The sequence below is a fragment of the Pacificoceanicola algae genome (genome assembly GCF_049341065.1).
In the GTDB taxonomy this organism is placed as follows: Bacteria; Pseudomonadota; Alphaproteobacteria; order Rhodobacterales; family Rhodobacteraceae; genus Pacificoceanicola.
The window spans coordinates 55,203-79,177 of the sequence record NZ_JBMPIX010000019.1 but is presented as its reverse complement, the minus strand read 5'-3'; the positions used below and the strand labels follow the sequence as shown (position 1 = coordinate 79,177).

General features: G+C 60.8%; 24 protein-coding genes and 2 pseudogenes. 17 read left to right on the top strand and 9 right to left on the bottom strand.

The window, feature by feature from the left end; genetic code table 11:
• The first annotated feature begins 99 nt into the window (after nucleotides 1–99).
• A complete protein-coding gene (locus tag ACOYQJ_RS20380; RefSeq protein WP_422907848.1) occupies nucleotides 100–534 on the top strand; it encodes a response regulator in 435 nt (144 codons plus the stop codon).
• 257 nt (nucleotides 535–791) lie between these two features.
• Here the strand turns inward: ACOYQJ_RS20380 and ACOYQJ_RS20375 are convergent, their stop codons facing one another.
• From ACOYQJ_RS20375 to ACOYQJ_RS20365, 3 genes are read right to left on the bottom strand one after another with little or no spacing between them, the layout of a single operon-like run.
• Nucleotides 792–1,163 (bottom strand): response regulator, encoded by a 372-nt coding sequence (locus ACOYQJ_RS20375; protein ID WP_422907847.1) that lies wholly within the window; start codon nucleotides 1,161–1,163, stop codon nucleotides 792–794.
• 59 nt (nucleotides 1,164–1,222) lie between these two features.
• A complete protein-coding gene (locus ACOYQJ_RS20370) occupies nucleotides 1,223–3,235 on the bottom strand; it encodes an ATP-binding protein (protein WP_422907846.1) in 2,013 nt (670 codons plus the stop codon).
• A 51-nt stretch (nucleotides 3,236–3,286) separates the two neighbouring features.
• Nucleotides 3,287–3,811, bottom strand: a complete 525-nt coding sequence (locus ACOYQJ_RS20365) for a methanogen output domain 1-containing protein (RefSeq protein ID WP_422907845.1) — start codon at nucleotides 3,809–3,811, stop codon at nucleotides 3,287–3,289.
• Between the two features lie 169 nt (nucleotides 3,812–3,980).
• On the opposite strand from ACOYQJ_RS20365, the pseudogene ACOYQJ_RS20360 reads away from it, so the two are divergent.
• The 4 genes and pseudogenes from ACOYQJ_RS20360 to ACOYQJ_RS20345 all read left to right on the top strand — a co-directional run.
• Nucleotides 3,981–4,106 (top strand): annotated as a pseudogene (locus ACOYQJ_RS20360) (transposase); the annotation flags it as partial.
• Between the two features lie 20 nt (nucleotides 4,107–4,126).
• Nucleotides 4,127–4,457: pseudogene (locus ACOYQJ_RS20355) on the top strand (hypothetical protein); the annotation flags it as partial.
• 55 nt (nucleotides 4,458–4,512) lie between these two features.
• On the top strand, nucleotides 4,513–4,833 hold the full coding sequence (locus ACOYQJ_RS20350) for an aldehyde dehydrogenase family protein (protein WP_422907844.1): 321 nt from the start codon (nucleotides 4,513–4,515) through the stop codon (nucleotides 4,831–4,833).
• Between the two features lie 87 nt (nucleotides 4,834–4,920).
• Entirely contained in the window at nucleotides 4,921–5,682 is a 762-nt protein-coding gene (locus ACOYQJ_RS20345; RefSeq protein ID WP_422907843.1) for an NgoMIV family type II restriction endonuclease, read from the top strand.
• A gap of 177 nt (nucleotides 5,683–5,859) precedes the next feature.
• On the opposite strand, the gene ACOYQJ_RS20340 is transcribed toward ACOYQJ_RS20345, so the two are convergent.
• Nucleotides 5,860–6,963 (bottom strand): site-specific integrase, encoded by a 1,104-nt coding sequence (locus tag ACOYQJ_RS20340; RefSeq protein WP_422907842.1) that lies wholly within the window; start codon nucleotides 6,961–6,963, stop codon nucleotides 5,860–5,862.
• Between the two features lie 96 nt (nucleotides 6,964–7,059).
• Between ACOYQJ_RS20340 and dusA the strand changes: the two genes are divergently transcribed.
• The 3 genes from dusA to ACOYQJ_RS20325 all read left to right on the top strand — a co-directional run bounded on the left by dusA (nucleotide 7,060) and on the right by ACOYQJ_RS20325 (nucleotide 10,258).
• A complete protein-coding gene (dusA, locus tag ACOYQJ_RS20335; protein WP_422907841.1) occupies nucleotides 7,060–8,076 on the top strand; it encodes a tRNA dihydrouridine(20/20a) synthase DusA in 1,017 nt (338 codons plus the stop codon).
• The gene (locus ACOYQJ_RS20330; RefSeq protein WP_422907840.1) at nucleotides 8,073–8,894 is read left to right on the top strand and encodes a sulfite exporter TauE/SafE family protein; all 822 of its coding nucleotides are present in this window, start codon (nucleotides 8,073–8,075) and stop codon (nucleotides 8,892–8,894) included. Before dusA ends, ACOYQJ_RS20330 begins: the two co-directional genes overlap by 4 nt.
• Nucleotides 8,895–9,091: 197 nt before the next feature.
• On the top strand, nucleotides 9,092–10,258 hold the full coding sequence (locus ACOYQJ_RS20325; RefSeq protein WP_422907839.1) for a calcium-binding protein: 1,167 nt from the start codon (nucleotides 9,092–9,094) through the stop codon (nucleotides 10,256–10,258).
• A 58-nt stretch (nucleotides 10,259–10,316) separates the two neighbouring features.
• On the opposite strand, the gene ACOYQJ_RS20320 is transcribed toward ACOYQJ_RS20325, so the two are convergent.
• The 3 genes from ACOYQJ_RS20320 to ccmI form a co-directional block, all read right to left on the bottom strand.
• The gene (locus tag ACOYQJ_RS20320; RefSeq protein WP_422907838.1) at nucleotides 10,317–10,556 is read right to left on the bottom strand and encodes a DUF1289 domain-containing protein; all 240 of its coding nucleotides are present in this window, start codon (nucleotides 10,554–10,556) and stop codon (nucleotides 10,317–10,319) included.
• Nucleotides 10,557–10,565: 9 nt separating this feature from the next.
• Nucleotides 10,566–11,033 carry a Holliday junction resolvase RuvX gene (gene ruvX / locus ACOYQJ_RS20315; protein ID WP_422907837.1) on the bottom strand — a complete coding sequence of 156 codons (468 nt, stop codon included), beginning with the start codon at nucleotides 11,031–11,033 and terminating at the stop codon, nucleotides 10,566–10,568.
• 70 nt (nucleotides 11,034–11,103) lie between these two features.
• Nucleotides 11,104–12,327 (bottom strand): c-type cytochrome biogenesis protein CcmI, encoded by a 1,224-nt coding sequence (ccmI, locus tag ACOYQJ_RS20310; protein WP_422907836.1) that lies wholly within the window; start codon nucleotides 12,325–12,327, stop codon nucleotides 11,104–11,106.
• Between the two features lie 191 nt (nucleotides 12,328–12,518).
• Here ccmI and ACOYQJ_RS20305 point away from each other — a divergent pair, with 191 nt between their 5' ends.
• The 7 genes from ACOYQJ_RS20305 to ACOYQJ_RS20275 all read left to right on the top strand — a co-directional run bounded on the left by ACOYQJ_RS20305 (nucleotide 12,519) and on the right by ACOYQJ_RS20275 (nucleotide 19,671).
• Complete coding sequence (locus ACOYQJ_RS20305; RefSeq protein ID WP_422907835.1) at nucleotides 12,519–13,772, top strand: sarcosine oxidase subunit beta family protein; 1,254 nt, start codon at nucleotides 12,519–12,521, stop codon at nucleotides 13,770–13,772.
• Between the two features lie 205 nt (nucleotides 13,773–13,977).
• The gene (locus tag ACOYQJ_RS20300) at nucleotides 13,978–14,307 is read left to right on the top strand and encodes a sarcosine oxidase subunit delta (protein WP_422907834.1); all 330 of its coding nucleotides are present in this window, start codon (nucleotides 13,978–13,980) and stop codon (nucleotides 14,305–14,307) included.
• A gap of 85 nt (nucleotides 14,308–14,392) precedes the next feature.
• Nucleotides 14,393–17,419 (top strand): sarcosine oxidase subunit alpha family protein, encoded by a 3,027-nt coding sequence (locus tag ACOYQJ_RS20295; RefSeq protein ID WP_422907833.1) that lies wholly within the window; start codon nucleotides 14,393–14,395, stop codon nucleotides 17,417–17,419.
• Nucleotides 17,412–17,978 (top strand): sarcosine oxidase subunit gamma, encoded by a 567-nt coding sequence (locus tag ACOYQJ_RS20290; RefSeq protein WP_422907832.1) that lies wholly within the window; start codon nucleotides 17,412–17,414, stop codon nucleotides 17,976–17,978. The genes ACOYQJ_RS20295 and ACOYQJ_RS20290 overlap by 8 nt, the downstream gene beginning before the upstream one ends.
• A gap of 105 nt (nucleotides 17,979–18,083) precedes the next feature.
• Complete coding sequence (locus tag ACOYQJ_RS20285; protein WP_422907831.1) at nucleotides 18,084–18,503, top strand: hypothetical protein; 420 nt, start codon at nucleotides 18,084–18,086, stop codon at nucleotides 18,501–18,503.
• A 74-nt stretch (nucleotides 18,504–18,577) separates the two neighbouring features.
• Nucleotides 18,578–18,985, top strand: a complete 408-nt coding sequence (locus tag ACOYQJ_RS20280; RefSeq protein WP_422907830.1) for a hypothetical protein — start codon at nucleotides 18,578–18,580, stop codon at nucleotides 18,983–18,985.
• Between the two features lie 86 nt (nucleotides 18,986–19,071).
• On the top strand, nucleotides 19,072–19,671 hold the full coding sequence (locus tag ACOYQJ_RS20275; protein WP_422907829.1) for a superoxide dismutase: 600 nt from the start codon (nucleotides 19,072–19,074) through the stop codon (nucleotides 19,669–19,671).
• A gap of 123 nt (nucleotides 19,672–19,794) precedes the next feature.
• Here ACOYQJ_RS20275 and ACOYQJ_RS20270 read toward each other — a convergent pair whose 3' ends face one another.
• A complete protein-coding gene (locus ACOYQJ_RS20270) occupies nucleotides 19,795–21,669 on the bottom strand; it encodes a Hint domain-containing protein (protein ID WP_422907828.1) in 1,875 nt (624 codons plus the stop codon).
• A gap of 206 nt (nucleotides 21,670–21,875) precedes the next feature.
• On the opposite strand from ACOYQJ_RS20270, the gene ACOYQJ_RS20265 reads away from it, so the two are divergent.
• Together ACOYQJ_RS20265 and rarD are read left to right on the top strand one after the other, a co-directional pair.
• Complete coding sequence (locus tag ACOYQJ_RS20265) at nucleotides 21,876–22,328, top strand: baeRF12 domain-containing protein (protein ID WP_422907827.1); 453 nt, start codon at nucleotides 21,876–21,878, stop codon at nucleotides 22,326–22,328.
• Nucleotides 22,329–22,447: 119 nt separating this feature from the next.
• Nucleotides 22,448–23,362 (top strand): EamA family transporter RarD, encoded by a 915-nt coding sequence (gene rarD, locus ACOYQJ_RS20260; RefSeq protein WP_422907826.1) that lies wholly within the window; start codon nucleotides 22,448–22,450, stop codon nucleotides 23,360–23,362.
• On the opposite strand, the gene ACOYQJ_RS20255 is transcribed toward rarD, so the two are convergent.
• Nucleotides 23,305–23,856: an LOG family protein gene (locus tag ACOYQJ_RS20255; protein ID WP_422907825.1), complete on the bottom strand. Its 552-nt coding sequence runs from the start codon at nucleotides 23,854–23,856 to the stop codon at nucleotides 23,305–23,307. The genes rarD and ACOYQJ_RS20255 overlap by 58 nt on opposite strands.
• Nucleotides 23,857–23,975 lie beyond the last annotated feature (119 nt).

Genomic DNA, 23,975 nt, shown 5'->3' with positions numbered 1-23,975 from the left:
CTCGGCGGATTTCGAACAGCATGGGTTCTCGCCCAATGATACAGAACCTTTGCACGAAGCCCAAGATCCCTGTGAGGTGGGTCGAATGACTGATTTCAGGTGCCTGCCGGTTTTGGCATTCTATCGAACAGCGGCACCGAGCGTGTCTTTGCCAAGGGCAATGCGACCGTAGACAAGGCGATTCGCAGGCAAAGGCTACCGAAAATGTTGTTCTATGTGGCTGACGACAATATCGAATTTGCAGAGTATTGTACGCAGGTCGCTCGCCGGGAGGGGTGGACAGTTGAAGTCGCGCAGAATGGCTCCGACCTTTTGGACAAGCTGCGACAAGGGAAAGAACCCGCACTTATACTGTGCGACATCCAAATGCCAAAGTTGGATGGCATAGAAGTTGAACAGAAGCTCCCCAAGATCAACCGAAAACTGAGGGTGCGGTTCAAGGCTCGGACGGAATATGCCACGGACAGATTACTCTTGGATGGTTTTGTTTTTCCGAATGGCAAAATCGAGCCCCTTATGGACTCGGATCCCTGAAACTTACTTCGCAATCCGCGCAGATATCGCAATGGTGACCAGGTTCCATCGTTTAAGGCAGCGAAAGGTTGGCCCAAAACGGACGCCCGACTTCCTTACAATTGCTGAGGAGCGGCACGGCACTTCCGTCGTTCGATGATTTAACGGGCTCTCTGAGCCCGATTGCGATCATGAGGTCGGTCAATAGCCGCAGTGTACATCCATGTGTGTCCGATACCCGAGATCTGTCGTGCTGGCTGAGATCTACGGTGGATAAATCACTCGAATAGATGCTGCGCCTCTTCTCGCAAAATCGCCTTCAACTTATCGATACCGACTGGTTTCGTGATGAAACGACCCGACTCAATTCCACGTGCTTCCGCAATCATGTGTGCTGCAAGTGCAGTACTGAACGAACCTCCCGTTATAAAGCGAATGCGCAAGCGTCTATTGATCGACTTCAGCTCCTCGATCGCCTCGATCCCGTCGACTTCGGGCATGTTGATATCCACGATCATGAGCGCTGGCCCATCCTCGGATGCTACCGCGGCTGCGAGGATGGCACCGTTGGCACAGGTCGTCACTGACCAACCTTCCGATTTCGCGACACGCGACACGAATTGTGAGAACTCTTCATTGTCGTCGGCCACATATAGTCGCATCCTTTTTCCTCCCTTTTTCAATATGTTTCGGAAAGCAAAAACCGACTCTACTGCTTCCTTAACTTCTGAAGTCGACGCGCAAGCTGGTCGCGCGTGAAAGGCTTCGATATCAGTTCGACTTCTGGGTCGAGCTGGCCGTTGTGGACGATTGCATTCTCCGTGTAGCCCGACATGAAGAGTACCTTGATAGTCGGCCAGAGTTCGCTCGCGAGGTCTGCCAGACGCCGTCCATTCAAGCCTCCGGGCAGAACGACATCGGTGAGCAGGATGTCGTAGGATCGGGTCTTTAGGAGCTCAGCGGCGGCATCTCCTGAGAGCGCAGTGTCCACTGCGTAGCCCAACAATATCAGCGTGCGCTCGGCATAACGCAGTATGTGCGGATCGTCCTCCACCAGCAGAATATGGCCATTCGCACTTGCCCGCCGGGCCGTTGAAACAAGTTGCTCGCCGGATTCGGCTCCAGAATCCGCGGTATCACGGGGAAAATACATCTTGACCGTCGTGCCGTGCCCCTGCTCGGAGTAGATCTTCACGTGACCGCCGGACTGCTTGACGAAGCCGAAGACCATGCTGAGGCCAAGCCCGCTGCCTTGGCCTACGCCCTTGGTGGTGAAGAATGGCGTGAATGCCTCGCGGATGACGTCCGGCGTCATGCCCGTCCCGGTATCGGTTACCGCGATCATCACGTATTGGCCCGGCGTCACCTCCGAATGCTGCGCGGCATATTCCGTATCAAGTCGGGTATTCGCGGTTTCGATGGTCAGTCGACCGCCAAGGGGCATCGCATCACGCGCATTCACGGCGAGGTTCAGCAAGGCATTCTCGAACTGTCCTTGATCGAGGCGGGCCTTCCACAGCCCGCCAGCCCAGACGACCTCGACATCCACGGTCTCTCCCAAGGCACGTCGCAGCAGCGGATCGAGGTCGCGCAGGACTGTGTTGAGCGATAGGGACTGCGGCATGAGCGGTTGCTTGCGGGCAAAGGACAGCAGCCGCGAGGTCAGCGTCGCCCCGCGCAGCGCTGCGTCGCGGACCGCATTGGCAAGCTCCATCTCGAGCGCTTCCGGACGGTCTTGCTCGATCTCGTCGATAATTAGCTCGGCATTCCCCAGAACCACCGACAAGATGTTATTAAAGTCATGTGCGATCCCACCAGTCAGTTCGCCGATCGCCTGCAGCTTTTGCGCATGCCTCAGATCGGTCTCGACGTTGACACGGCTCAATAGACTGGCCAAGGCTTCGGATAAGATCTCGACCTCGGCCGGGAACTCACAGGGCCCTTGCAACACCAGGAACGACTTTGCTTCGGATCCGACGAACAGGGGCCATACCCCGAGATCGCTCAAGTCGCATGGCGTCTTCGCGACCTCGTTCAGAGCCAAGCGCAGCGTTTCGATGCGGTCGTCCTCGGGCATATCCCAGAAATCGGCCAGTCCCATCGGCAGGCGCATGAAGGCATTCCTGTCGAAGCTTTCTGCCAGTCGGCCGTTCAAAGCGCGCAGCAGTAGCTTTCCCGCCTCGACGCCGATGATCGCAGCGCCCAGATAGTCGCAAGTTCTGCACAGCGCGTCCAGTGCGTTGTTCAGACAGGCGGGATCGCTTGATTCAATCTCCGCAATATACCGCACCGCGACCAGTGTCCGGTCCCGCGCCAGGGCGTTGCGTGACAGCTCCGCCTCAACCGCTTTGCGGTGTTCGACTTCAAAGTCGAGCGCTGTGATCTTGTCGGCCAACAGCCGAAAGCGTCGAGACAGCTCCGTATCGGCCTTCAGCGCCAATGCAATCAGGGGCCGGCCTTCCTCCCCGGCGGTACGCTGCCCTTTTGCCGTCAACGGTGCCCCATCTGACAGTCGCCGGACGCGGGCAATCAGCGGGCTTGTGACGGTGGCCGCATCGGCGAGGAAACGGTACAGCTGCCCATCATCGCTATCGAGCAGATCAGACAACCGACAGGCCGGATCGGAAAAGCTCGCGACATCAAGCAGGTCCATGGCGCGAGGGCTGGCGTACAGCAGCGTATGCGACCGCGCGTCGACAACCAGAAGCGCCTCGTCAGTCAAGGCAACGATTTGCTGAAGCGATAGGGACAACGTTCGCGGCATGGGCAATACTCAGACAAACGCGCCAAAGAAATCGGTCTCGTTTCTCTGCGGTTCGTTCTTCGTTTCCTTGAGTTTCACGACCACGCGGCACCGAGCGTCGCCGCGGGCGATCGCTTCCTCGATACCAACACGGGCATAACCGAGGTTCTCGGCCGCGATGTGGCCGAAAACATTGGCCGTCATCCTGCAAAGGGAGGGGCGACCGATGACCTTGTCGCCGAACGGGCAGGCCGAGTTGACCAAGGTGATCGCCTCGTCGTCGATGCACTCGATCGAAAAGCCGCCGTCGATCCGTTTCTTCAGGTGTACCAGCGCCGATGCGACCTGCGCCGGATCGAGCCGTTCCGTATTGCAGGCGACCCGATATTCTTGATTCAGCGCTCGCCCGATCAACAGGCCCACGTGATTGACATAGGCCGAGGCCTCCTGCTCTCCGACGGTCTCTTCAAGAATACCTGCCAACTCCCGGATTACCGAACGCATGAAACTGTCCTTGTCCAGTCCTGGCACCGGTTTCGCGTCATCAAATTCCATCATGATCACAATCCTTCGGTTCCGATCAGGCCTATTCGCAAATTTAGAATGCATCTTTTTGGCGTCGATGGCCAGTTCAGCTGTACCAACGTAATGATCGTCAAGATGGACCTGTCGCGGTTTGATGCCGCTCCTTTGATAGCATTTATTGCGGCAAAGGAGACGAACTATGGGAACGAAACGGACGTACGAATTCCGGGCTGATGCGGTGCGGATCGCGCTGCCCAGTGGGCTGACCAGAAAGCAGGTGGGATCAGATTTGGGCGTTGGCCTTTCGACGCTGAACAAGTGGATACCGGGGCTCGCAGGGGTCGCTTACCGCCACGCAAGAACGCCAGGCCGCGGAAGCCTTCGTTCGCCGGCGCGATCGCCCGAAACGAGGCGCTGCGCGCGTCCAAATACCTCGGCCGCGCCATCCGGCGCAAGTGGAGCGGATACCACCGCCAAAGCCGCGCCGAGACGAAACTTCCCGGGACATTTCCTGCGGAAATACCCTGCCGGTCAGTGGATGCATTGCGTGAAGCTGCTGGGGCAGAGCCTCATGGCGCGCGACTTCGATCGCCAGATCGCCGAACTCCAGATCCGCGCCGCCGTGCTGAACTGCTACACCGCGCTCGGCATACCTGTCACCGAGCCCGTGGGATAAGTGCATCTGGGGAAAGGGGAGGTCCGGGCTTCACCCTTTTTGCGCAACAAAGCCCGTGTTCACCCGTGATCTGGCCCGGGCAAACCGGGTGTCGGGGCAGATGCGGGCAGGCATCTGCTGGGGCAACACCTACCGTGCGATCTCGCCCATCGCGCCGTTCGACGGCTTTGGCCAATCGGGTTATGGGCGCGAGGCGGGGATGCAGGCCCTTCTCGACTACACGCGCACCCGCATTAAATGGGCTGATACCACGGGCGAGCCGATGTCCAACCCGTTCGTCATCTGCTGCTGTGGCAGGTTTGTAGTGCCCGCGCTTCATGGTGGGCCTGCGATGGCGCCCTGTGCTCGGAGGCGTTCGATCTCGGTTTCTTCGTAGCCGAGCGCATGTCTCAGGATGCTGTGCGTATCTTGTCCGAGAAGGCTTGGCGCTTGCGCCGGTGGCCCCATCAGCGAGACCAAAGGTGTGCCCTCAATCGCTGATGTGTCGAACCGCCCCAGCCGGGAGATCGCGACAAGCGTTGTGGCTAAGATCGGCAAGACCAAAAGCTACGCGGAGAAACCGGCGGGGCAGACCGCAGGCAGCATGTTCGAAACGGCGTGTCAGAACTTCATCGACGACTGTTTCAAGCAACTCCTACATCTCCGCCCCGGTGCCTTCGAGGTCGCGAAGGGGCAGGCCATCGCGCAGTTCGACCAATATGCCCATCTCGAAGAATTGCGTATCCTGTCCGACAAGAACAAGGAGCTTCGGACCCTCCTCGGGAGCGATTATCTCATCAAACCGGACGTTGTCGTCCTGCGCCATCCCGAACCGGACGCCAGCATCAATCGGAACCGGCTTCTGGTTGACGACACCGTGGCAAGGAAGACGGCGTTGCGGGAGGCGAATGGGGTCAAGCCTACGCTCCATGCTTCGGTTAGCTGCAAGCTGACGATCCGCTCCGACCGCGTCCAGAACACCCGCTCGGAGGCTCTGAACCTCGTCCGCAACCGCAAGGGACGCCTGCCGCATATCGTGGCCGTAACGGCAGAGCCAGCGCCTTCACGCATCGCCTCGATCGCCATGGGCACAGGCGACATGGACTGCGTATACAATTTCGCCCTGCCAGAGCTTGTCGAGACCCTGCGTGAGCAGGAACGTGAGACGCTGGAGTTGGTCGAAACCATGATCGACGGTCAGAGGCTGCGCGACATCGCGGACTTGCCGCTCGACTTGGTGATCTGAACACGCAGCCCTCAGACGCCGCCACAGACACCCCTCCGCCTCCGTAGGCGTCATACGCCCCCCTCGTCACGCTACGGCCAACAGAAAGGGCGCACAGAGGCCCTGCCGCTACGCCGTGATGCTGTCACGCCCCTGATGCTGTCACGCCTGATGCCCCGCGTTAGCGGGGCGGGAGCCTCATCCAGCCCCGCCCGTTACCTTAGCGATCCACTCACAGCCCGCATACTTGTCGCCGATCTGCCTGACGTGGGTATAGCGCTCCAAGCTCTTCCATGCCTTGTGCCCGGTCACAGCGGCGAGTTGAGGCACGGTGCGCCCCATCTCCGCCAGTCTGGATGCCCCTTCGTGGCGGAGGTCGTGAAAGTGCAGGTCGTCGATCTCCAGAAACTTGCAGGCATCGGTGAAGCGCCTACTGACCGTGTCCTCGTTGAACGGGAAGATGCGCTCTTCTACCTTCGGCATGGCCGCGATGATGGCGCAGCAGGGGTCCGGCAGTTCCACCATCGTGTCCACGCCCTTTTTCTTGCCGGGGTTCTTCATTCCGCGAACCATGATGCGCTGGGCGTCTGCGTCGTAGTCCTCCCATGTGATCCGGCATATCTCCGCCTGACGGCGGGTGCTGAACAACGCGAAGGCGGTCACGAGGTGCATGGGCAGCGTGCGCTTGTCCGCCAGCGTGGCGCGCTGGAAGTGGTCCATGAGCCGGTCCAGTTCGTCCAGCGTAGGACGCCGGGAGCGCTCGTCGGATTTGCTTACGATGCCCATCTTCGAGCAGACCGTATGGGCGTCCCTGACAGCCTGCTGGTCCAGCGGGAATCCCCACAACGGGCGTGCCACCGCGAAGACGCTGGAGAGGTGCGACAGGTAGTTCCCTGCCGTTGAGGGGGAGTTCAGTCCGGGGCGGTCGTAGAGCGACTGGACGAAGCTCACGATGTGCTTGGACTCGATTTCGTCGCAGCGCATCTCCGCGATGTCATACTCGGTCCTGATCGTCCGCAGGACTTGGGTCTTCGTGTCGCCGATCTCCTGCATGGACTCTTTCTCGTATCGGTCGATGGCATCCCCCAGAGTGACGCGCTTCTCGCTCCGTTTGCCGATCTTCCGTCCGGCTGCAAATTCGGCGTCGATCTCCCGCTCGCGGGTCTTGGCCCAGGTCTCTGCTGTCTTGCGTTTGTCAAAGGTCTTGGATTCGTTATATCGCTCTCCCCCAACGGTGCGGACGATCTGGGCCATGATCTTGGTTGTTCCGTCCTTGCGGCGGCGTTCGGCGAAGGTTGCCATCTCGTATGACTCCGTAGATTTAGGTATGACTCGGAGTCATACGGTATGACTAAACGGGGGTAATTGGGGCAAAATGAGCCAAAATGGTATGACTCGATGAAGGCGGAAAATACATCAAAAACAAGCGCATCAAGGGCTTATCGCCTGTCTATTGCGCCGATGATGGATTGGACCGACCGGCATTGCCGGTTTTTCCATCGGCTGATCAGCCAACATGCCTTGCTATATACCGAGATGGTGACAGCGCCTGCTTTGGTGCGGGGCGGGGCGGTGCATTTGTTGGACTATAATCCAGAGGAACATCCCGTCGCTCTGCAGCTGGGCGGCTCGGACCCGGGCGAGCTTGCCAAGGCGGCGCGGCTGGGGGCGCAGGCGGGTTATGATGAGATCAACCTCAATTGTGGTTGCCCAAGTGACCGGGTGCAATCGGGCACTTTTGGCGCGGTGCTGATGAAGTCGCCGCAGCTGGTGGTCGATTGCGTGCGCGCCATGCAGGACGCGACCCAGACCGAGATTACCGTCAAATGCCGGATTGGTGTGGATGACCAGAACCCCGACGAGGTTCTGCCCGAGTTCCTATCGATGCTGGGTGCCAACAATTGCAACCGCATCCAGATCCATGCGCGCAAGGCCTGGCTTCAGGGGCTGTCACCCAAGGAGAACCGGGATATTCCGCCGCTGGAGTATGATCTGATCCAGCGGATGCGCGGTCTTTTCCCAAACCTCCACCTGTCGGTAAATGGCGGGATCGAAACGCTCGATCAGGCCTGCGACTGGCTGGATCGGGGGCTGGACGGTGTGATGATCGGGCGCGGGGCCTATCATCGCCCGTGGGACATTCTGGGCGCGGCGGATGAGCGCGTCTTTGGAACTGCGCCCAGCGGCAAGACCGCCGAAAGCGTTGCGCTGGAAATGCTGCCTTATATCGAGCGGCACTTGACCTTGGGGGGGAAACTGCATCAGGTGACGCGCCATATGCTGGGCCTATTCGCAGGACGCCCCGGCGCACGGAATTGGCGGCGGGTGCTTTCGGAAGGGGCCTCGCGTGCGGGTGCCGGGCCGGAGTTGGTCGAAGAGGCTTTGCTGGAAATCGAGCAAGGACGCGCCGCATGACCTATGATATCCCGACCCTTCTTCCCCTGTTGCTGCTATTAATGGCGTCCTCGGCCTTTGCCGGGGTGTTGGCAGGGCTGTTTGGGGTCGGCGGAGGCATCGTTTTGGTGCCGGTTTTCTTCTTTGTCTTTTCGGGTCTGGGTTTTGGCGGCCCGCAGCTGATGCAAGTCTGTCTGGCGACATCGCTGGCCTCGATCATCGTCACTTCGATCCGGTCGGTGCATTCGCACAACAAAAAGGGCGCGGTGGACTGGGACGTGCTGAAAACATGGGCGCCGGGCATCGTGATCGGCGCGGCGCTTGGGATGCTGACAGCGGCGAGCCTCAGGTCTGCCGTGCTGGCGGTGATCTTTGGCGTGCTGGCCGGGCTGGTGGGCCTGTATATGGCCTTTGGACGTCAGCACTGGCGTCTGGGGCAGGCCATGCCGACAGGGATCGCGCGGGCAATGCTGTCGCCACTGGTGGGCTTCATGTCGGTGCTGATGGGCATTGGCGGGGGCAGCTTTGGCGTGCCGCTCATGACGCTTTACAACATGCCGATGCATCGGGCAGTGGCGACGGCGGCAGGCTTTGGTCTGCTGATTGCGGTGCCGTCGGTGATCGGCTTTTTGCTGCTGGGTGTCGAAGGCGCGCCGCCCTTTACCATTGGCGCTGTGAATCTGCCTGCCTTCTTGATCGCGGTATCGATGACGCTGATCACCACGCCTTGGGGGGCGAAACTGGCCCATGCGCTGCCAGCGATGACGCTGCGCCGAATCTTTGCGGTGTTCATCCTGATCGTGGCCGCCAATATGCTGCGCAAGGCGCTTTGGGGCTGATCGCTGGACCCCGGATGACGGGGTCCGCGCCTGTTTTCAGCTTAGGGGCTGGCGCGCGTCCAGGGCCCCCTCATATCGGGTGATCAATCCCTGCCGAGCGGTCAGATTGTTTCTGGAACGGCGATAACATCATAAAGATATTGGCAAAAATGTGGCTTTAGTGAACTGTTAACCCGTACAATTTTCGGGGGAACGTTATGTTTTTACTTCTATCCTTACTTCCACTTCTTTTGATCGGCAGTCTGGTCGGCCTTGATGGCGGAGGTGGCGACGACAATGCCGTTGATAAACCGGTTGATCCAGCAGATCCGACCGAAAGTACAAACGGCGACGATTCCGTCGATTTGGGGCAGGGCGACTCTTTCTATCAGGCGCTGTTTGGCAATGACCTGATCTATGCCGGCGATGGCAATGATGAGGTCGAAGGCAATGGCGGTGATGACACTTTGCATGGTGAAGCAGGGGACGATAGCCTCAGCGGGAACCTCGGTGAGGACAAGCTTGTTGGCGGCGACGGCGACGACTATCTGTCCGGCGGCGCCAATGACGACAAACTCATTGGCGAAGCAGGCGATGACACCGGCTTTGGCGGTGACGGCGACGACAAGATGATCGCGGGTGCGGGCGACGATTTCTTTGACGGCGGGACCGGCGACGACACCCTTTATGGCGGCTACGGCGACGACAGCCTGACTGGCGGAGAGGGCGATGACCTGCTCTATTCCAGCGCCGGGGATGACACGCTGGACGGCGGGGCAGGAGATGATTTTCTGCGCGGTGAATATGGCAGCAACCTGATGCGCGGTGGCGATGGCGACGATCATCTAATGATCAACCGCTATGGCGGTCAGGGCAGCGGCGATACCTTGATCGGTGGCAACGGCGACGATTGGCTTGAGGGCGGCAACCAGAACGACAGTCTGGATGGCGGCGACGGCGATGATGAGATCATCGGCTATCGCGGCGAGGATACCGCAGATGGCGGTGCAGGCAATGACACGATCTCGGCGGAATATGTCTTTGGCGGAGCCGGTCAGGACGTGATTGATCTGAACGGCGCCATCGAGGTGGCGGGCGGCGAAGGGCCTGACACTCTGGTTTACACATTCGATGCGGTGAACACGCCGTCGGGAACGGCGGCTGTCATCTCGGATTTCGACACAACGGGGCCTGATCAGGACGTTCTGCTGGTCGAATTGCCAAGCGCGCTGTTGGCGACATCCTCGGTTAGCGTGACGGCCTCGGGGGGCGATGCTCTGGTCAGCCTGACCGTAGATGGGCAAAGTTTTGACGTCGCGACGATCGCGGGCGGAGCGGGCAGCTTTGGCAGCGGCAATGTCACCTTGATGGCGGCCTCGGCCTGAGGGTCATGGGCGGCCCGCTTTTCACCGGGACGACCTGTGCCGCCCCCCTTGGGAACCTCTAGCCCAGTTCGCGTTTCAAACGCGCCGCCCGTCCACCGCGGCGTTGCGCAATCTGTGCCCGGCGGCCGGGCAATTCGGCCATGACGGCGCGGCGTGTTTCGGGGGACAAACGGGCCCATTGCGTGATTTCATCAATCGAGCGCAGGCACCCGGTGCACAGGCGCGCCTCGGGGTGGATCACGCAGACCTTGGTGCAAGGGCTTTCGATTTCGTCGCGTTTCCAGATTTCGTCACTCATAACAGACCTTTACCCAAGGTGTCGCAGGCGGTCCAGCGCCCCTTGCAGAATATACGACGCGGCGACGTGGTCGATCACCTCAGCGCGACGTTTTCGCGACGTATCCGCCTCCAGAAGCGCGCGCTCGGCGGCAACGGTGGACAGGCGTTCATCCCAAAAGGTGATTGGGCCATCCCAAAGTCTGGCAAAATTGCGGGCAAAGGCACGGGTCGATTGGCAGCGCGCGCCTTCGGTGCCATCCATGTTGCGCGGCAAGCCAAGAACGATGCCGGTGATCTGGCGCTTCTTCAGGATCTCCATAAGGGCGTCGGCGTCGACCGTGAATTTCTTGCGTTTGATGGTTTCCAGAGGCGTCGCGATGGAGCGAAGCCCGTCCGAAACCGCCACGCCGATGGTCTTGGTGCCAAGGTCCAGCCCGGCCAGCGCCGTCATTGGCGGCAGATCAGACGCGAAATCGGCTATATCGTCATGGATCATCGGGCTGTGCCTTTGGTAAATCTAGGAAAGGGGGCGCGCGCCCCGTAGGGGAAAGGACAAAGCACGGGCGTCAGTCCGCAATCCCGGCGCTTTCGGCGGCAGCCCGGATCGTGGCCAGCATGTCGGGTTTGTCAGCAAAGACATTTTGTGCCTCAGCCCAGATGGCCTTGGCCTGATCGGTATCGCCCAGAACGCCCAATGACGAAATCAGCCGCGCCCAATCCTGCGGCGGCCCTCCCTCAGAGGCCAGACGGTCAGAGAGTTGGCCGACCATGCCCCGGATCATGTCCTGCCGCTCTTCGGCGGTCATAGTGGCCGCGTTGGCCACATCAGCCTGGCTGGGGCCGCGTTGGCCCGGCAGTGCGGGCAGTTGGTAATCCGTCACGCCGGCGCGGAAGGCCAGATCCTCCATCTGCTGGCGAATCGGCGGCATCCAAGGCGCGTTGGCGGGGCTTTCGCGCAGCAATGTATCCCACATGCGAAAGGCCACGTCCGGGCGCCCGGTCTGCGCCATCATCAACCCGCCATAATAGCGTGCGACACCGTTTTCCGGATCGCGGGCCAAGGCTTCTTCCACGGCTTTTTGCGCCTCGGGCGAGACATAGCCGCCCGCCGCGATCACCATCATGTCAGCGAGATCGGCGAAATCCTTGGCGGTGGCCTCGTCGCCCTTAAGTTCTGCGATGCGGGCCAGCGCGACAGCGGCCTGAGCGTAATTGCCAAGTGCCGCCTCGGACCGGGCGAGCAGCACATGACCCTGAAGGTCATCGGGGCGCGCAGCCACGGCATCGCGCAGGCGTTTGACCAGATCGATGTATTCCTGCGGTGCATCCACGGGCGGGGCGGCGGGCATGCTGGCCTCTGCCTCGGCCTGCGCGGGGCGGTTTTCAAGCGCGTCCTTGGCGGCCTCGATCCGGCCCTTGAGCGGCAAGTCAGGATAGCCGGGCGCGCCGATCAGCATATAGACGCCAAAGCCCCCACCGACGACCAGCAGCGCGACCAGCGCCGCCATTCCTTTGCTGCCACCACTTTTGGTGTCAGAGGTCTTGGCAGAAGCAGCTTTGGCATCAGCCGACAGAATGCGGCGCGAGACCTCGGTGCGCAGGCGCTCGGCCTCTTCGGGGGGAATGACGCCGCGCTCGGCGTCGCGCTCGATTTCCTTGAGCTGGTCGCGATAGACCTGCAAATCAAATGCTTCGGTCGGGATCGCCTCGGCCTTGTTGCGCACCATGGCCCGCGCCAAAAGCGCCGCCACTGCCAACCCCATCCCTGCCGTAACGATCCAGAACATCATCGGTGCTTGTCTCCTATTCCGCCCAATGCATGTATAGGCGTAGGGCGCAGGAAAAAAGGGCAAATGGCCGCACAATGCCCGCCATGGGCTCCCATGTCGCAACTGCACGGCATTGTGACGGTTGCAGCCGCCGCCCAACGGGCTATCACCTTTAAGGAAACCCTTGAACGGCCATTTCCGGATTCGACGCCATGACGCCCAAGAAACGCTATTCCGTCTTCGCCATCGCCCGAGAGGCAGCGCGCTATCACACCGGTTGGCAACGCGCATGGCGCAAAGCCACGCCCAAGCGGCGGTACGATGTGGTGATCGTCGGGGCAGGCGGGCACGGCCTTGCCACCGCCTATTACCTTGGCCGCAATTTTGGCATCACCAATGTGGCGGTGATCGAAAAAGGCTGGCTTGGCGGCGGCAACACCGGGCGCAACACCACGATCATCCGCTCGAACTACCTTCAGGATCCATCTGCCGCGATCTACGAAAAGGCGCGCAGCCTGTACGAGACGATGAGTCAGGACCTGAACTACAACGTCATGTTCTCGCCGCGCGGCGTGATCATGCTGGCGCAGACCGAACACGAGGTGCGCGGCTATCAGCGCACGGCCCATGCCAACGCCCTGCAAGGCGTCAAGACCGAGTTCATTTCGCCCAAGCGCGTCAAGGAAATCGTGCCGATCATCAATCTGGCCGGACCGCGTTATCCGGTTCTGGGCGGGTTGTGGCAGGCCCGGGGCGGCACCGCGCGCCACGATGCTGTGGCCTGGGGCTATGCCCGCGCCTGCAGCGATATGGGCATGGACATCATCCAGCAATGCGAAGTCACCGGCATCCGTCAGGAAGGCGGCAAAGTCAAAGGCGTCAGCACGACCCAGGGCGAGATCGACTGCGACAAGCTGGGCATCGTCGTGGCGGGCCATTCGGGCGTGCTGGCGGAAATGGCGGGCTTCCGTCTGCCGATCGAATCCGCGCCGCTTCAGGCGCTGGTCTCGGAACCGATCAAGCCGGTGATGGACTGCGTGGTCATGGCCAACACCGTGCACGGCTACATGAGCCAGTCTGACAAGGGCGAAATGGTCATCGGCGGCGGCACGGACAGCTACAACGCCTACACCCAGCGCGGCAGTTTCCACCACATCGAAGAAACCGTGCGGGCGCTGATCGAAACCTTCCCGATGGTCTCGCGCCTCAAGATGCTGCGGCAATGGGGCGGCATCGTGGACATGACGGGTGACCGCTCACCCATCCTGTCGAAAACCCCCGTCGAAGGCATTTTCATGAACTGCGGCTGGGGCACCGGCGGCTTCAAGGCGATCCCCGGCTCGGGCTGGGGCATGGCCGAGTTGATGGCGCGCGGCCACTCGCCCTTGACCGAAGAATTCACGATGTACCGTTTCCGCGAAGGCAAATTCATCGACGAAAGCGTCGCGGCGGGGGTGGCACATTGATGTCAGTCGTCCAAATTTCCCGCCCAAGGCGCTTTGTGGTTCGCGCCATTGCCTTTGTTTCGCAACCCGCGGAACACAAGGAAAAGTGCGACGATCAACAGCAGTGCCAAGGGCGCAATCTGCAAATAGGGCGTGATATCAAAGCCTTCTTCCATGCGGCTCAGGCTATGGCAGCGCCGCGTTACATGTCAAAAGGAATGGCCCCATGCTGATCCTTGAATGCCCCTGTTGTGGCGTGCAAGCCGACGAAACCGAACTGTCCGCTGGCGGCGAAGCGCATCTGAAACGCTTTGGCCCCGGCTCCGATGACGATCAGTTCGAAGGCTATCTTTTCATGCGTGAAAACCCTAAGGGCGTGCATTTCGAGCGCTGGCGCCATGCCTATGGTTGCGGCAAATGGTTTCTCGCTGCGCGCGACACCAACACCATGGAAGTCTTCGGCACCTATCCCGCCCAGACAACCGAACCACCAAAACACATCAGGGACGCCATCACCGCCAAACGCCCCGGCTGGTCGTGGCGCGACTTTTCCTGATGTTCCACTGGTCCAAAAATATCCTCGGGGGGTCTGGGGGCAGTCAGCCCTCCAGCGCCAACCTCAAAGCAAAGGCGTCTGACACATGAGCACCCGTCTCGCCAAGGGCGGTCGTCTGACCGACCGCAGTACACAGATCGAATTCACCTTCAACGGCAAGCGTTTCAAGGGCTTCAAGGGTGACACGCTGGCCTCGGCGCTTCTGGCGAATGACCAGATGCTGGTGGGCCGCAGCTTTAAATACCACCGCCCGCGCGGCATTGTCGCCTCGGGCGCCGAGGAACCCAATGCGCTGGTCAACCTTGGCCAAGGCAACACCCACGAGCCGAACCAGCGCGCCACCACGACCGAGCTGTTCGACGGGCTGCAAGCAACCTCCCAGAACCACTGGCCGAGCCTCGAATATGACGTCGGCGCGCTGAACCAGCTGGTCTCGCGGTTCCTTCCCGCGGGTTTCTATTACAAGATGTTCATGTACCCGCGCAGCTTCTGGAAGCATGTGTACGAGCCCTTCATCCGGCAAAGCGCGGGCCTTGGCAAAGCCCCCGATCCCGAAACCCGCGATCCTGACACTTACGAGCATTTCTATGCTCATGTTGATGTTCTGGTGGTCGGCGGCGGCGTTGCCGGGCTTCAGGCGGCGCGGGCGGCGGGTGAAAGCGGTGCCAAGGTGCTGCTGATCGAACAGACTGCCGATTGGGGCGGTCGCACGCTGGTCGATGGCGGCGAAATCGATGGCAAAACCGCTCAGGATTGGGTCAGTGAAACCCTGCAGGTGCTGGATGATCTGCCAAATGTCACTCTGCGCAGCCGGACCATGGGGGCAGGGGTTTATGACCACGGCTATGTGCTGGGCTATGAGCGTCTTACCGATCACAACCCCAAGGCAGACGGCCCGCGCCATCGCCTTTGGAAGATCCGGGCCAAGCAGGTGGTTACCGCCACAGGTGCCATCGAGCGCCCGATTTCCTTTGCCGGCAACGATATTCCCGGCGTCATTCTGGCCAGCGCGGTGCGTGACTATGTAGTGAACTACGGTGTCTCGATCGGTGATCGCACCGTGGTGGTCACCAACAACGACGATGCCTATCGCACCGCTCTGGCGATCCATGAGGCCGGCCTTTCGGTTCCGGTCATCATTGACGTGCGTGTTCATGCGGTCGACCCGGCGCTTGTGGCGCAGGCCAAGGCGGCGGGTATCGTCGTGCATCAGGGGCAGGCGGTGGCCAAGGTCAAAGGCGGCAAGCGTGTCACCGGCGTGGTCATCAGCTCGCAAGCGGGCGAAGGTGCCATGGTTGATGAGATCGCCTGCGAATGCGTCGCCATGTCAGGCGGCTGGTCTCCGGTGGTGCATCTTTGGTCGCATTGCGGTGGCAAGCTGACCTGGGACGTGGAAAACGCCTTTTTCCGCCCCGATCCCAGCCGCGCGCCGACCAGCCATGATGGCCAGCCTTTTGTCATCACTGCCGGCACTGCCAACGGGTTCCTTCACTTGAATGACGCGCTGCAAGATGCTCATGAAGCAGGGAAAACTGCCGCCGAGCGTTGCGGTGCCCGTGCCAAGGCCGGAACCGCCGCTCCGCAGGCCGATGCACCGGCCGAAGCTCTGATGGCGCCGGTCTGGCTGATGCCGCAGGGCGCAGGTATTGAACTGCGGTCAAAGTCCTGGCTCGATTATCAGAACGACGTCAAAGTTTCGGATGTGCAGCTGGCTGCGCGCGAAGGCTATGAGTCGGTCGAACACACCAAGCGCTACACCACGCTGGGCATGGCGACCGATCAGGGTAAGCTCAGCAATATTAACGGTTTGGCAACACTTTCTAACGCGTTGGGTGAGGATATCCCGCAGGTCGGCACAACCACCTTCCGCCCGCCTTATACGCCGATCTCGATGGGCGCCATCGGCGGCGAGGCGCGCGGCGAGATCTTCCAGCCGCTGCGCAAGACCCCGATGCACGCCTGGCACGCGGCCAATGGCGCCGAGTGGGAACCCGTCGGCCATTGGCGGCGGCCCTATTGCTTTACCAAACCGGGCGAAAGCAAGCACGACGCCGTCATGCGCGAGGTCAAGGCAACCCGCGACAGCCTTGGCCTGCTTGATGCGTCGACCCTTGGCAAGATCATCGTCAAAGGGCCGGATGCTGGCCGGTTCCTCGACATGATGTACACCAACATGATGTCGACGCTGAAGCCGGGCAAATGCCGTTACGGCCTGATGTGCAGCGAAAACGGCTTTCTGTCCGACGACGGCGTGGTTGCGCGCATCGATGATGAGACCTTCTTGTGCCACACCACTACAGGCGGCGCGGATCGCATCCACGCCCATATGGAGGATTGGCTGCAGTGTGAATGGTGGGATTGGCAGGTCTATACCGCCAATGTCACCGAACAACACGCCCAGATCGCCGTGGTCGGCCCCAATGCCCGCCACCTGCTTGAGGCGCTCGGCGGCATGGATGTTTCGAAGGAAACATTGCCCTTCATGGCTTGGGCGGATGGCGAATTGGCGGGCTTCCCGGTGCGGGTCTATCGCATCAGCTTTTCCGGAGAGTTGAGCTATGAAATCGCCGTGCCCGCCAGCCACGGACAGGCTTTCTGGGATCTGTGCATGCAAGTTGGCGCGCAGTGGAACGTGACGCCCTATGGCACCGAGTGCCTGCACATCATGCGGGCCGAGAAGGGCTTTATCATGATCGGGGACGAAACCGACGGCACCGTGATCCCGCAGGATCTGGGACTGGACTGGGCGATCTCGAAAAAGAAAGAGGACTTCATCGGCAAGCGCGCGCAGGAACGCAGCCATATGGCCGATCCGAACCGCTGGAAACTTGTCGGGTTGGAGACACTGGACGGCAGCACCTTGCCCGATGGCGCCTATGCGGTGGCTGAGGGCAGCAATGCCAACGGCCAGCGCAATACCCAAGGCCGCGTGACCTCGACCTATCATTCGCCGACACTGAACAAAGGCATCGCCATGGGTCTTGTCCTGCACGGCCCGGACCGCATGGGCGAAGTGATCGAATTCGCCCGCGACGATGGCGTCACGATGATCCCGACCAAGATTGTCAGCCCCATCTTCTATGACCCGGAAGGGGAAAAGCAGAATGTCTGAACCTGTCAGCCCCCTCAAGAACGCCAGCTATGACGGGCTGGTCCAGATCCAGGAAGTCGGCCCGCTGGGCATGATCACCCTGCGCGGCGATCTTGCTTCGTCTGACATCAAGAACGCAGCGACGGGCGTCGCGGGGGTCGACATGCCCAAGCAGCGCGGCGCCAATTGCGTGGACGAACGCGGTATCCTCTGGATGTCCCCGGACGAATTGCTGGTGCTCTGCCCCTATGGCGAGGCCGCAGTCGCTTCGCAAACCATGACAAGTCTGCTCAGCGGCAGCCATGCGTTGGCCGTCAATGTATCCGACGCGCGGGCGGTGTTTCACATCACTGGTGACAAGACCCGCGAAGTGCTGGCCAAGCTGTCGCCCGCCGATCTGTCGCCCGAGGCTCTGCCTGTGGGCGAGCTGAGGCGCACCCGTCTTGCACAGGTCGCGGCAGCCTTTTGGATGCGCTCGGAAACCCATGCGCAGGTGATCTGCTTCCGCTCGGTTGCGGACTATGTCTTTGACCTGCTGAAAACAGCGGCACATCCGGCAAGTGCCGTATATCACGACTGAAAATTGTCTGACGGGGGTGCAGAAAAATGACGCTGTTTGGCGTCTGATGGCTTGTGGTCGTGTGATGGATTGGTAATTAGGGGGCACCAAACCAGAAGGATTACCATGTCACGATTTTTTTCTTCCGCCCTGCTTGTTGCGCTTATCGGTGTGTCCGGCACTGCCAATGCGAAATCCGTTGGCTATGAGTGCAAGATCGACGCCAGTGCAGGCCAAGGGTGGCTGCCCGAAGTTCTTTTCATCGGGCATGATCAAGTGGACGATTCGGTTGTCGTCTCGGACCCGATCATTTTGCATTACAACGATCGCAAGCCAATCAATGGCCGCGTGAAGACCGACAACAACAAACGCACGACGTTTGCCTGGACTGTCAAAATCAAGGACCGCTCCAACCATCGTGCAACGATCAACTACACGGCGACCTATCTCAAGGCGACAGGCGTCCTTTCTATGTCCGGGCTGCCGCTTGGCTATACCAATATTTTCACCGGCAAAGGCAAGTGCGAAGTCAAGCCGCTGAAGTAAGTGTACCGCCGACCGGTGGTGTGCCGCAGTCTTTGGGCTGCGGCGTTTCTATGTTAGGACATGGAATTGAGATCATGATGTTTACACGAATTTCCAAGGCACTCGCGCTGGTTTGCGCCCTGACCGGGACGGCGGCACAGGCCGGTGATCTGGATCTGACCTGCAAGATGGATCGCACCAAGCGGGACTGGGTCATGCCGCAATTCAGCCTGTACCAACGGCCGAACGGCACCATCCAGATCCTCGACGGGGCGATTTACAAGCACAACGACAAAAAGCCTGTCGACGTGAAGGTGCGCAAGAACACGGCTGATGAATTCGACTTCACCTGGCGGATCACGCTGCCGTCGATGCAGGGAAACCAGATCAAGCTGAAGTACCGCGCGGTGCTGAAAAAGGCCACGGGCGCGGTGTCGGTCACGGCATTTCTGCTGGAGCGCAACCAGCGCAGCTTTGCCCGGGGAAACTGCGCGCCGCGCTGACCAATTCCCCGCCAGACCTTGACGCGCCACCTGTTCAGGGACAGGTATAGCGGCAGGACAATGACTTAACACGGAGGGGTCACCAAATGGCATTCGAACTTCCCGATCTTCCCTATGCGCACGACGCATTGGCAAGCAAAGGCATGAGCAAGGAAACGCTGGAGTATCACCACGACATCCACCACAAGGCTTATGTCGACAACGGCTCCAAGCTGATCGCTGGCACCGAGTGGGAGGGCAAGTCCCTCGAAGACATCATCAAAGGCACCTATGATGCCGGCGCGGTTGCGCAGAATGGTATCTTCAACAACGCCTCGCAGCACTGGAACCACACTCAGTTCTGGGAAATGATGGGCCCGGGCGGCGGCGGCATGCCGTCCGAACTGGAAGCGGCGATCAAGGACAGCTTTGGCACCGTCGAAAAGTTCAAGGAAGATTTCAGCGCCGCAGGTGCGGGCCAATTCGGCTCGGGCTGGTGCTGGCTGGTCAAGGACAGCGATGGCGGCCTGAAAGTCACCAAGACCGAAAACGGCGTCAACCCGCTGTGCTTTGGACAGACCGCGCTGCTGGGCTGCGATGTGTGGGAACATTCCTACTACATCGACTTCCGCAACAAGCGTCCGGCCTATCTGGCCAACTTCCTCGACAACCTGGTGAACTGGGAAAACGTCGCGGGCCGTCTGTAAGACAGCTGACGCCGAACAACTATTCGGCGAGGATGATATCGAAAACCGGGGTGCGGAAACGCGCCCCGGTTTTTCGTTTGCGGCTGGGCGCGGGGCAGGCGGCCGTGGCGATGTCCCGGCGGGTCACACCGGCCCTTGCATTGTGGCCTGCTGCAATGGTTTGCCATTCCGCCTGTGACGCAGCACAAGCCGCTCGGCCCGACCTTCGCACAGCAAAAGCCGCGCGGGCAGCAGGGTGTGGAACAGGTCAAGGTAGGCTTCGGCCTGACGGGCGGGCAGGGCGGCCAGCGTGGCGTCGCCGGGGTAGAAGCTTTCGCTCAGACAGCCCTCGGCGGAAACGATTTCGTGCCGGGCAAAGACCAGATGGACATAGCGCACAGCTGCGTCGGGCGGGATCTGCCGCACGCCCTTCAGAACGCAGAGCTTGCGTGCGGGCACCAGCGCCTCGGTCTCGCCCAGCATGCGCTGGACGATGGGGCCGCTGATCAGGACGCGGTGCTGGGGCGAAACCGTCAGATTGCGCGCGGGCACGCCATCGCCAAGTGTGCCAGCTTTGATCCTAATCGGGCACAGGTGCGGCGCGAGGCGCAGATCGGCAGGCGACAGGCGGCGCACCGCCAGTTCGCGCAGGGGCTGAAACCCGTTGTCCCGTGTCCAGACCCTGTCACCGGGGCGCAGCGCCTCGACAACGCGCGGGCCGGTCTTGGTCAAGACACGCGTGCCTGCGGTAAAACAGGCGACCATCACGTTGCTGGCAGTCAAGCTCGCCGGGGAAAAGTTCAACACCTGAACCGATCCGGCGCCAGCGGCGGCGGGCAGGGTGCCTTGGCTCAGGTCGATCACCGTGTCCGGCCCAACGGCCGTGGCGGCGTCCATCGCGTCTTGCAGGGTGTCGAAGTACAGCGACAGGTCAAGGTCATCGACCGTCTGGTCAAAGTCGCTGATCACATCTGTTTCCGACGCGGCCGCCTCGACCGTAAAGCGATCGGCGCCCGCGCCCCCGGTCAGGGTATCGCTGCCGGTGCCTCCGATCAGCGTATCCTGCCCGTCGCCGCCGTCCAGAAGATCGTCGGCTTCCTTCCCAAGCAGCAGATCGTTTCCCCCAGCGCCCAGTAGCGTATCGGCATTCACCCCGCCATAGATATCCTCGTGAAAGAACTGCCCCTGCACGGTGGTCAGGCTTGCCCCCAAAGTCTGCGCTGAGAGCAGCACGTTGCGTCCGAAATCATCGGCGGTGCGTGCATCCGCGCCTGTCAGCCCTTCGATGGTGGCGGCCAGCTTGGCGTAGTGGGGGGAAAACGATGTGACCTCGGCGAAATACTGATCCGGGACCGGATTCGGATAGTCGATAAAGCCCGAGCGCGTCACCGTCCCGATGGCATAGGTCTCGACCGTGCCGTCGCCATCGGAATCGTAATCCAGATAGGTGCCGCCGCCCGACATACCGGTCAGAACCTGCGCGTCGTTGATTGTGAAATAGCCGCCTGCATCGCCCCCGACATCCTGCGCGGTATAGCCGCCGATGGTGCCATAGGTTTCGTGCAAGGTGCCTTCCTGCCCGTCAAGCGAGGTGGCGCTGCCGGGATAGCCGGTGATATAGACTGTGCCGCTCAGATCGTTGGGATCATTGGCAATCAGCAGGGGCACCGACGGGCCATCATAGAATGACCCCGACGCCAGCGTGTCCCCCACATGCAGCGACATGTCATAGCCTGCCTTGATGGCATCGGGTGTGCCATCGCCATTCAGATCGTCACGGTAGGCATCCCACGGATCGGCCCCGGCCGGCAGGGTATAGTCGTATTCCACCGTATTGTGCTGCTCGGCCTCGCCGATCAACGAGCGTTGCGGGATCGCCTTCGAGGTGCCTCCAACCGTTGGATAGTGGTTGGCGCTGAAATAGATGCCGCCGCCAATATGCAACCCCGAGAATTTGACATCGACAGAGGCCAGATGGCGCGGCTCGGTCGAGTTCGGATCAACGATATAGACGGGCATCTTGCAGCGGGGCTCCGGCGTTTTGGGGGCGTTTCCCTGTCCGTGGGGCGGTCTTTTGGGTTAGGCGCGGAATGGGGCATGCATTGGGCAAAATTGCTCGGCAGCCGGAACTTTGCCGGTCTTTCCGGGGTTATGCTTAACAGGGGCTAAAGTACTGCGCGCGGACGCGGCTTAGTCTGCAACCCTGACAACCAAGGAGTGTTGATATGGCCATACTGACCAAAGGTACGTGGGTTCTGATTGCTGATGGTGAAAAAGCCCTGTTCCTGCGCAATGACCTTGATGCGCAAGACCCCGATCTGAACGTTGTGCGTATCGAACAGCAGGACAACCCGTCGGACCGGGAGCAATCGGCCAACCGTCCGGGCCGCAATACCGGCGGCAGCCCAGGCCAGAAATCGACCATGGACGACACCGATTGGCACGAATTGGCGAAAGAACGCTTTGCCGATGAACTGGCAGAGATTTTGTACAAGCAGGCCCACAGCGGCGCGTTCGGGCGCATTGTGCTGGTGGCGCCGCCTGCCATTCTGGGCGAGCTGCGCGGCAAGATGCACAAAGAGGTGCGCGACCGCGTTGTGGCCGAGATCGACAAGACCCTGACCAATCACCCGATCGACCAGATCGAAAAGCTGTTGACGCAGGAATTCGCTCTCTGAGATCTCGCGATGCCCTGCCGTCGGCTTTGACTTTCACAGCAGATCAGCCGCCCCTTGCCCCTGCGGGCGAGGGGGCGTAGCGTCGCGCTTTCTGGCAGGGCAATCGACTGAGGCAAGGCATGAGCGACAGCAAGACCGGCATTCTGGCCATGATCGGCGCTTGTATGATCTGGGGGCTGTCTCCCTTGTATTACAAACTGTTGACCAATGTGCCGCCGCTTGAGTTGCTGGCCCATCGCACGCTTTGGTCGCTGGTGACCTTTGCCGCCTTGCTGGCGTTTCAGGGGCGCCTTGGCGTGCTGCGCGAAACATTGCGGAGCCCGCGCGCTGCCGCGATCTTGGGGTTTGCGGCGCTGATGATCTCGGTCAACTGGTTTCTGTTCATCTTTTCCGTACAGATCGGCCGCGTCACCGAAACCTCGCTGGGCTACTACATGTTCCCCCTCGTAGCGGTGCTTCTGGGCGTTGTCGTGATGAAAGAGCGTCTGGGCCGCTGGCAATGGCTGGCGGTGGCGCTGGCGGCACTGGGCGTTGCGCAATTGACATGGGGTCTGGGCGCGGCGCCCTGGATATCGCTGACGCTGGCCCTGACTTTTGGTCTTTACGGTATCGTCAAGAAGCGGCTGAGCACCGGGCCGGTTGTCTCGGTGACCGCCGAAGTCACGCTGCTGTCGCCGATCGGGATCATCTGGCTGGGCTGGCTGCACAGTCACGGGCAGGGGGTCTTTGGCCATGACCTTCGCACTTCGGCGCTCTTGGCGTTTTCTGGGCTGCTGACAGCGCTGCCGCTGATCCTGTTTTCCAAGGCGGCGCAAAAGATCAGCCTGTCCACCGTGGGCTTGCTGCAATACCTCAACCCGACGCTGCAATTCTTCTGCGCCGTGGTGATCTTTGGCGAAAGCTTTACCGGCTATCACGCCGTGGCCTTTGCGCTGATCTGGCTGGCGCTGGCGATCTATTCCTGGGTCAGCATCTCTCAGGACAGGGCGCGCCGCAAAAGCGCCGCGACCTCGCTGGCCGAAGCGCCGCTCTGAACGAAATCCAGCAGGCTTGCCTCGGCAAAGCCGTGATCCACCGTATGCTGCAACAACCCGCGCAACGGCCCCCAATAGCCCATGGTATCCAGCAGGATGATCGGCTTGTCGTGCAGCCCAAGCTGGCGCCATGTCAGCACCTCAAAGAATTCGTCCAGCGACCCCGGACCGCCGGGCATGACCACCACCGCATCGGCGTTCATCAGCATGACCTTCTTGCGCTCGTGCATGGTTTCCGTGATGACAAAGGTCGTCAGGTCGGTCTTGCCGACCTCCTTGCGCATAAGGTGGGTGGGGATCACGCCGAATGTCTCGCCGCCGGCCTCTTGGGTGGCGCGGGCAATGGTGCCCATCAGCCCCACGTCACCTGCGCCGTACACCAGCCGCCAGCCCTCGGCAGCGATGATCTGGCCAAGGGCGGAGGCCTCGTCGGCATAGGCGCTTTGCGTGCCATAACGCGAACCACAGTAGACGCAGATGGATTTGGTGGACATGGGGGCGCTCCGAAGCTTGTGGAAAAGGGCTTTTGACCCTTGATAAGCTGGTTGATATACACGCTCAACCGCGCGCATGCGCGCGGGTCCGGGGGGATGGGAACAGGTCATGGAACTGC

What these genes read in the sequence shown, in the direction of transcription:
- ACOYQJ_RS20305 (WP_422907835.1), top strand. Translation starts at nt 12,519, where the DNA reads ATGACGCCCAAGAAACGCTATTCCGTCTTCGCCATCGCCCGAGAGGCA.
- ACOYQJ_RS20255 (WP_422907825.1), bottom strand. Translation starts at nt 23,856, where the DNA reads ATGTCCACCAAATCCATCTGCGTCTACTGTGGTTCGCGTTATGGCACG.
- ACOYQJ_RS20300 (WP_422907834.1), top strand. Translation starts at nt 13,978, where the DNA reads ATGCTGATCCTTGAATGCCCCTGTTGTGGCGTGCAAGCCGACGAAACC.
- ACOYQJ_RS20330 (WP_422907840.1), top strand. Translation starts at nt 8,073, where the DNA reads ATGACCTATGATATCCCGACCCTTCTTCCCCTGTTGCTGCTATTAATG.
- ACOYQJ_RS20270 (WP_422907828.1), bottom strand. Translation starts at nt 21,669, where the DNA reads ATGCCCGTCTATATCGTTGATCCGAACTCGACCGAGCCGCGCCATCTG.
- ACOYQJ_RS20280 (WP_422907830.1), top strand. Translation starts at nt 18,578, where the DNA reads ATGATGTTTACACGAATTTCCAAGGCACTCGCGCTGGTTTGCGCCCTG.
- ACOYQJ_RS20320 (WP_422907838.1), bottom strand. Translation starts at nt 10,556, where the DNA reads ATGAGTGACGAAATCTGGAAACGCGACGAAATCGAAAGCCCTTGCACC.
- ACOYQJ_RS20275 (WP_422907829.1), top strand. Translation starts at nt 19,072, where the DNA reads ATGGCATTCGAACTTCCCGATCTTCCCTATGCGCACGACGCATTGGCA.
- ACOYQJ_RS20295 (WP_422907833.1), top strand. Translation starts at nt 14,393, where the DNA reads ATGAGCACCCGTCTCGCCAAGGGCGGTCGTCTGACCGACCGCAGTACA.
- ACOYQJ_RS20290 (WP_422907832.1), top strand. Translation starts at nt 17,412, where the DNA reads ATGTCTGAACCTGTCAGCCCCCTCAAGAACGCCAGCTATGACGGGCTG.
- ACOYQJ_RS20285 (WP_422907831.1), top strand. Translation starts at nt 18,084, where the DNA reads ATGTCACGATTTTTTTCTTCCGCCCTGCTTGTTGCGCTTATCGGTGTG.
- rarD (WP_422907826.1), top strand. Translation starts at nt 22,448, where the DNA reads ATGAGCGACAGCAAGACCGGCATTCTGGCCATGATCGGCGCTTGTATG.
- ccmI (WP_422907836.1), bottom strand. Translation starts at nt 12,327, where the DNA reads ATGATGTTCTGGATCGTTACGGCAGGGATGGGGTTGGCAGTGGCGGCG.
- ACOYQJ_RS20365 (WP_422907845.1), bottom strand. Translation starts at nt 3,811, where the DNA reads ATGGAATTTGATGACGCGAAACCGGTGCCAGGACTGGACAAGGACAGT.
- dusA (WP_422907841.1), top strand. Translation starts at nt 7,060, where the DNA reads ATGAAGGCGGAAAATACATCAAAAACAAGCGCATCAAGGGCTTATCGC.
- ACOYQJ_RS20340 (WP_422907842.1), bottom strand. Translation starts at nt 6,963, where the DNA reads ATGGCAACCTTCGCCGAACGCCGCCGCAAGGACGGAACAACCAAGATC.
- ACOYQJ_RS20265 (WP_422907827.1), top strand. Translation starts at nt 21,876, where the DNA reads ATGGCCATACTGACCAAAGGTACGTGGGTTCTGATTGCTGATGGTGAA.
- ACOYQJ_RS20325 (WP_422907839.1), top strand. Translation starts at nt 9,092, where the DNA reads ATGTTTTTACTTCTATCCTTACTTCCACTTCTTTTGATCGGCAGTCTG.
- ruvX (WP_422907837.1), bottom strand. Translation starts at nt 11,033, where the DNA reads ATGATCCATGACGATATAGCCGATTTCGCGTCTGATCTGCCGCCAATG.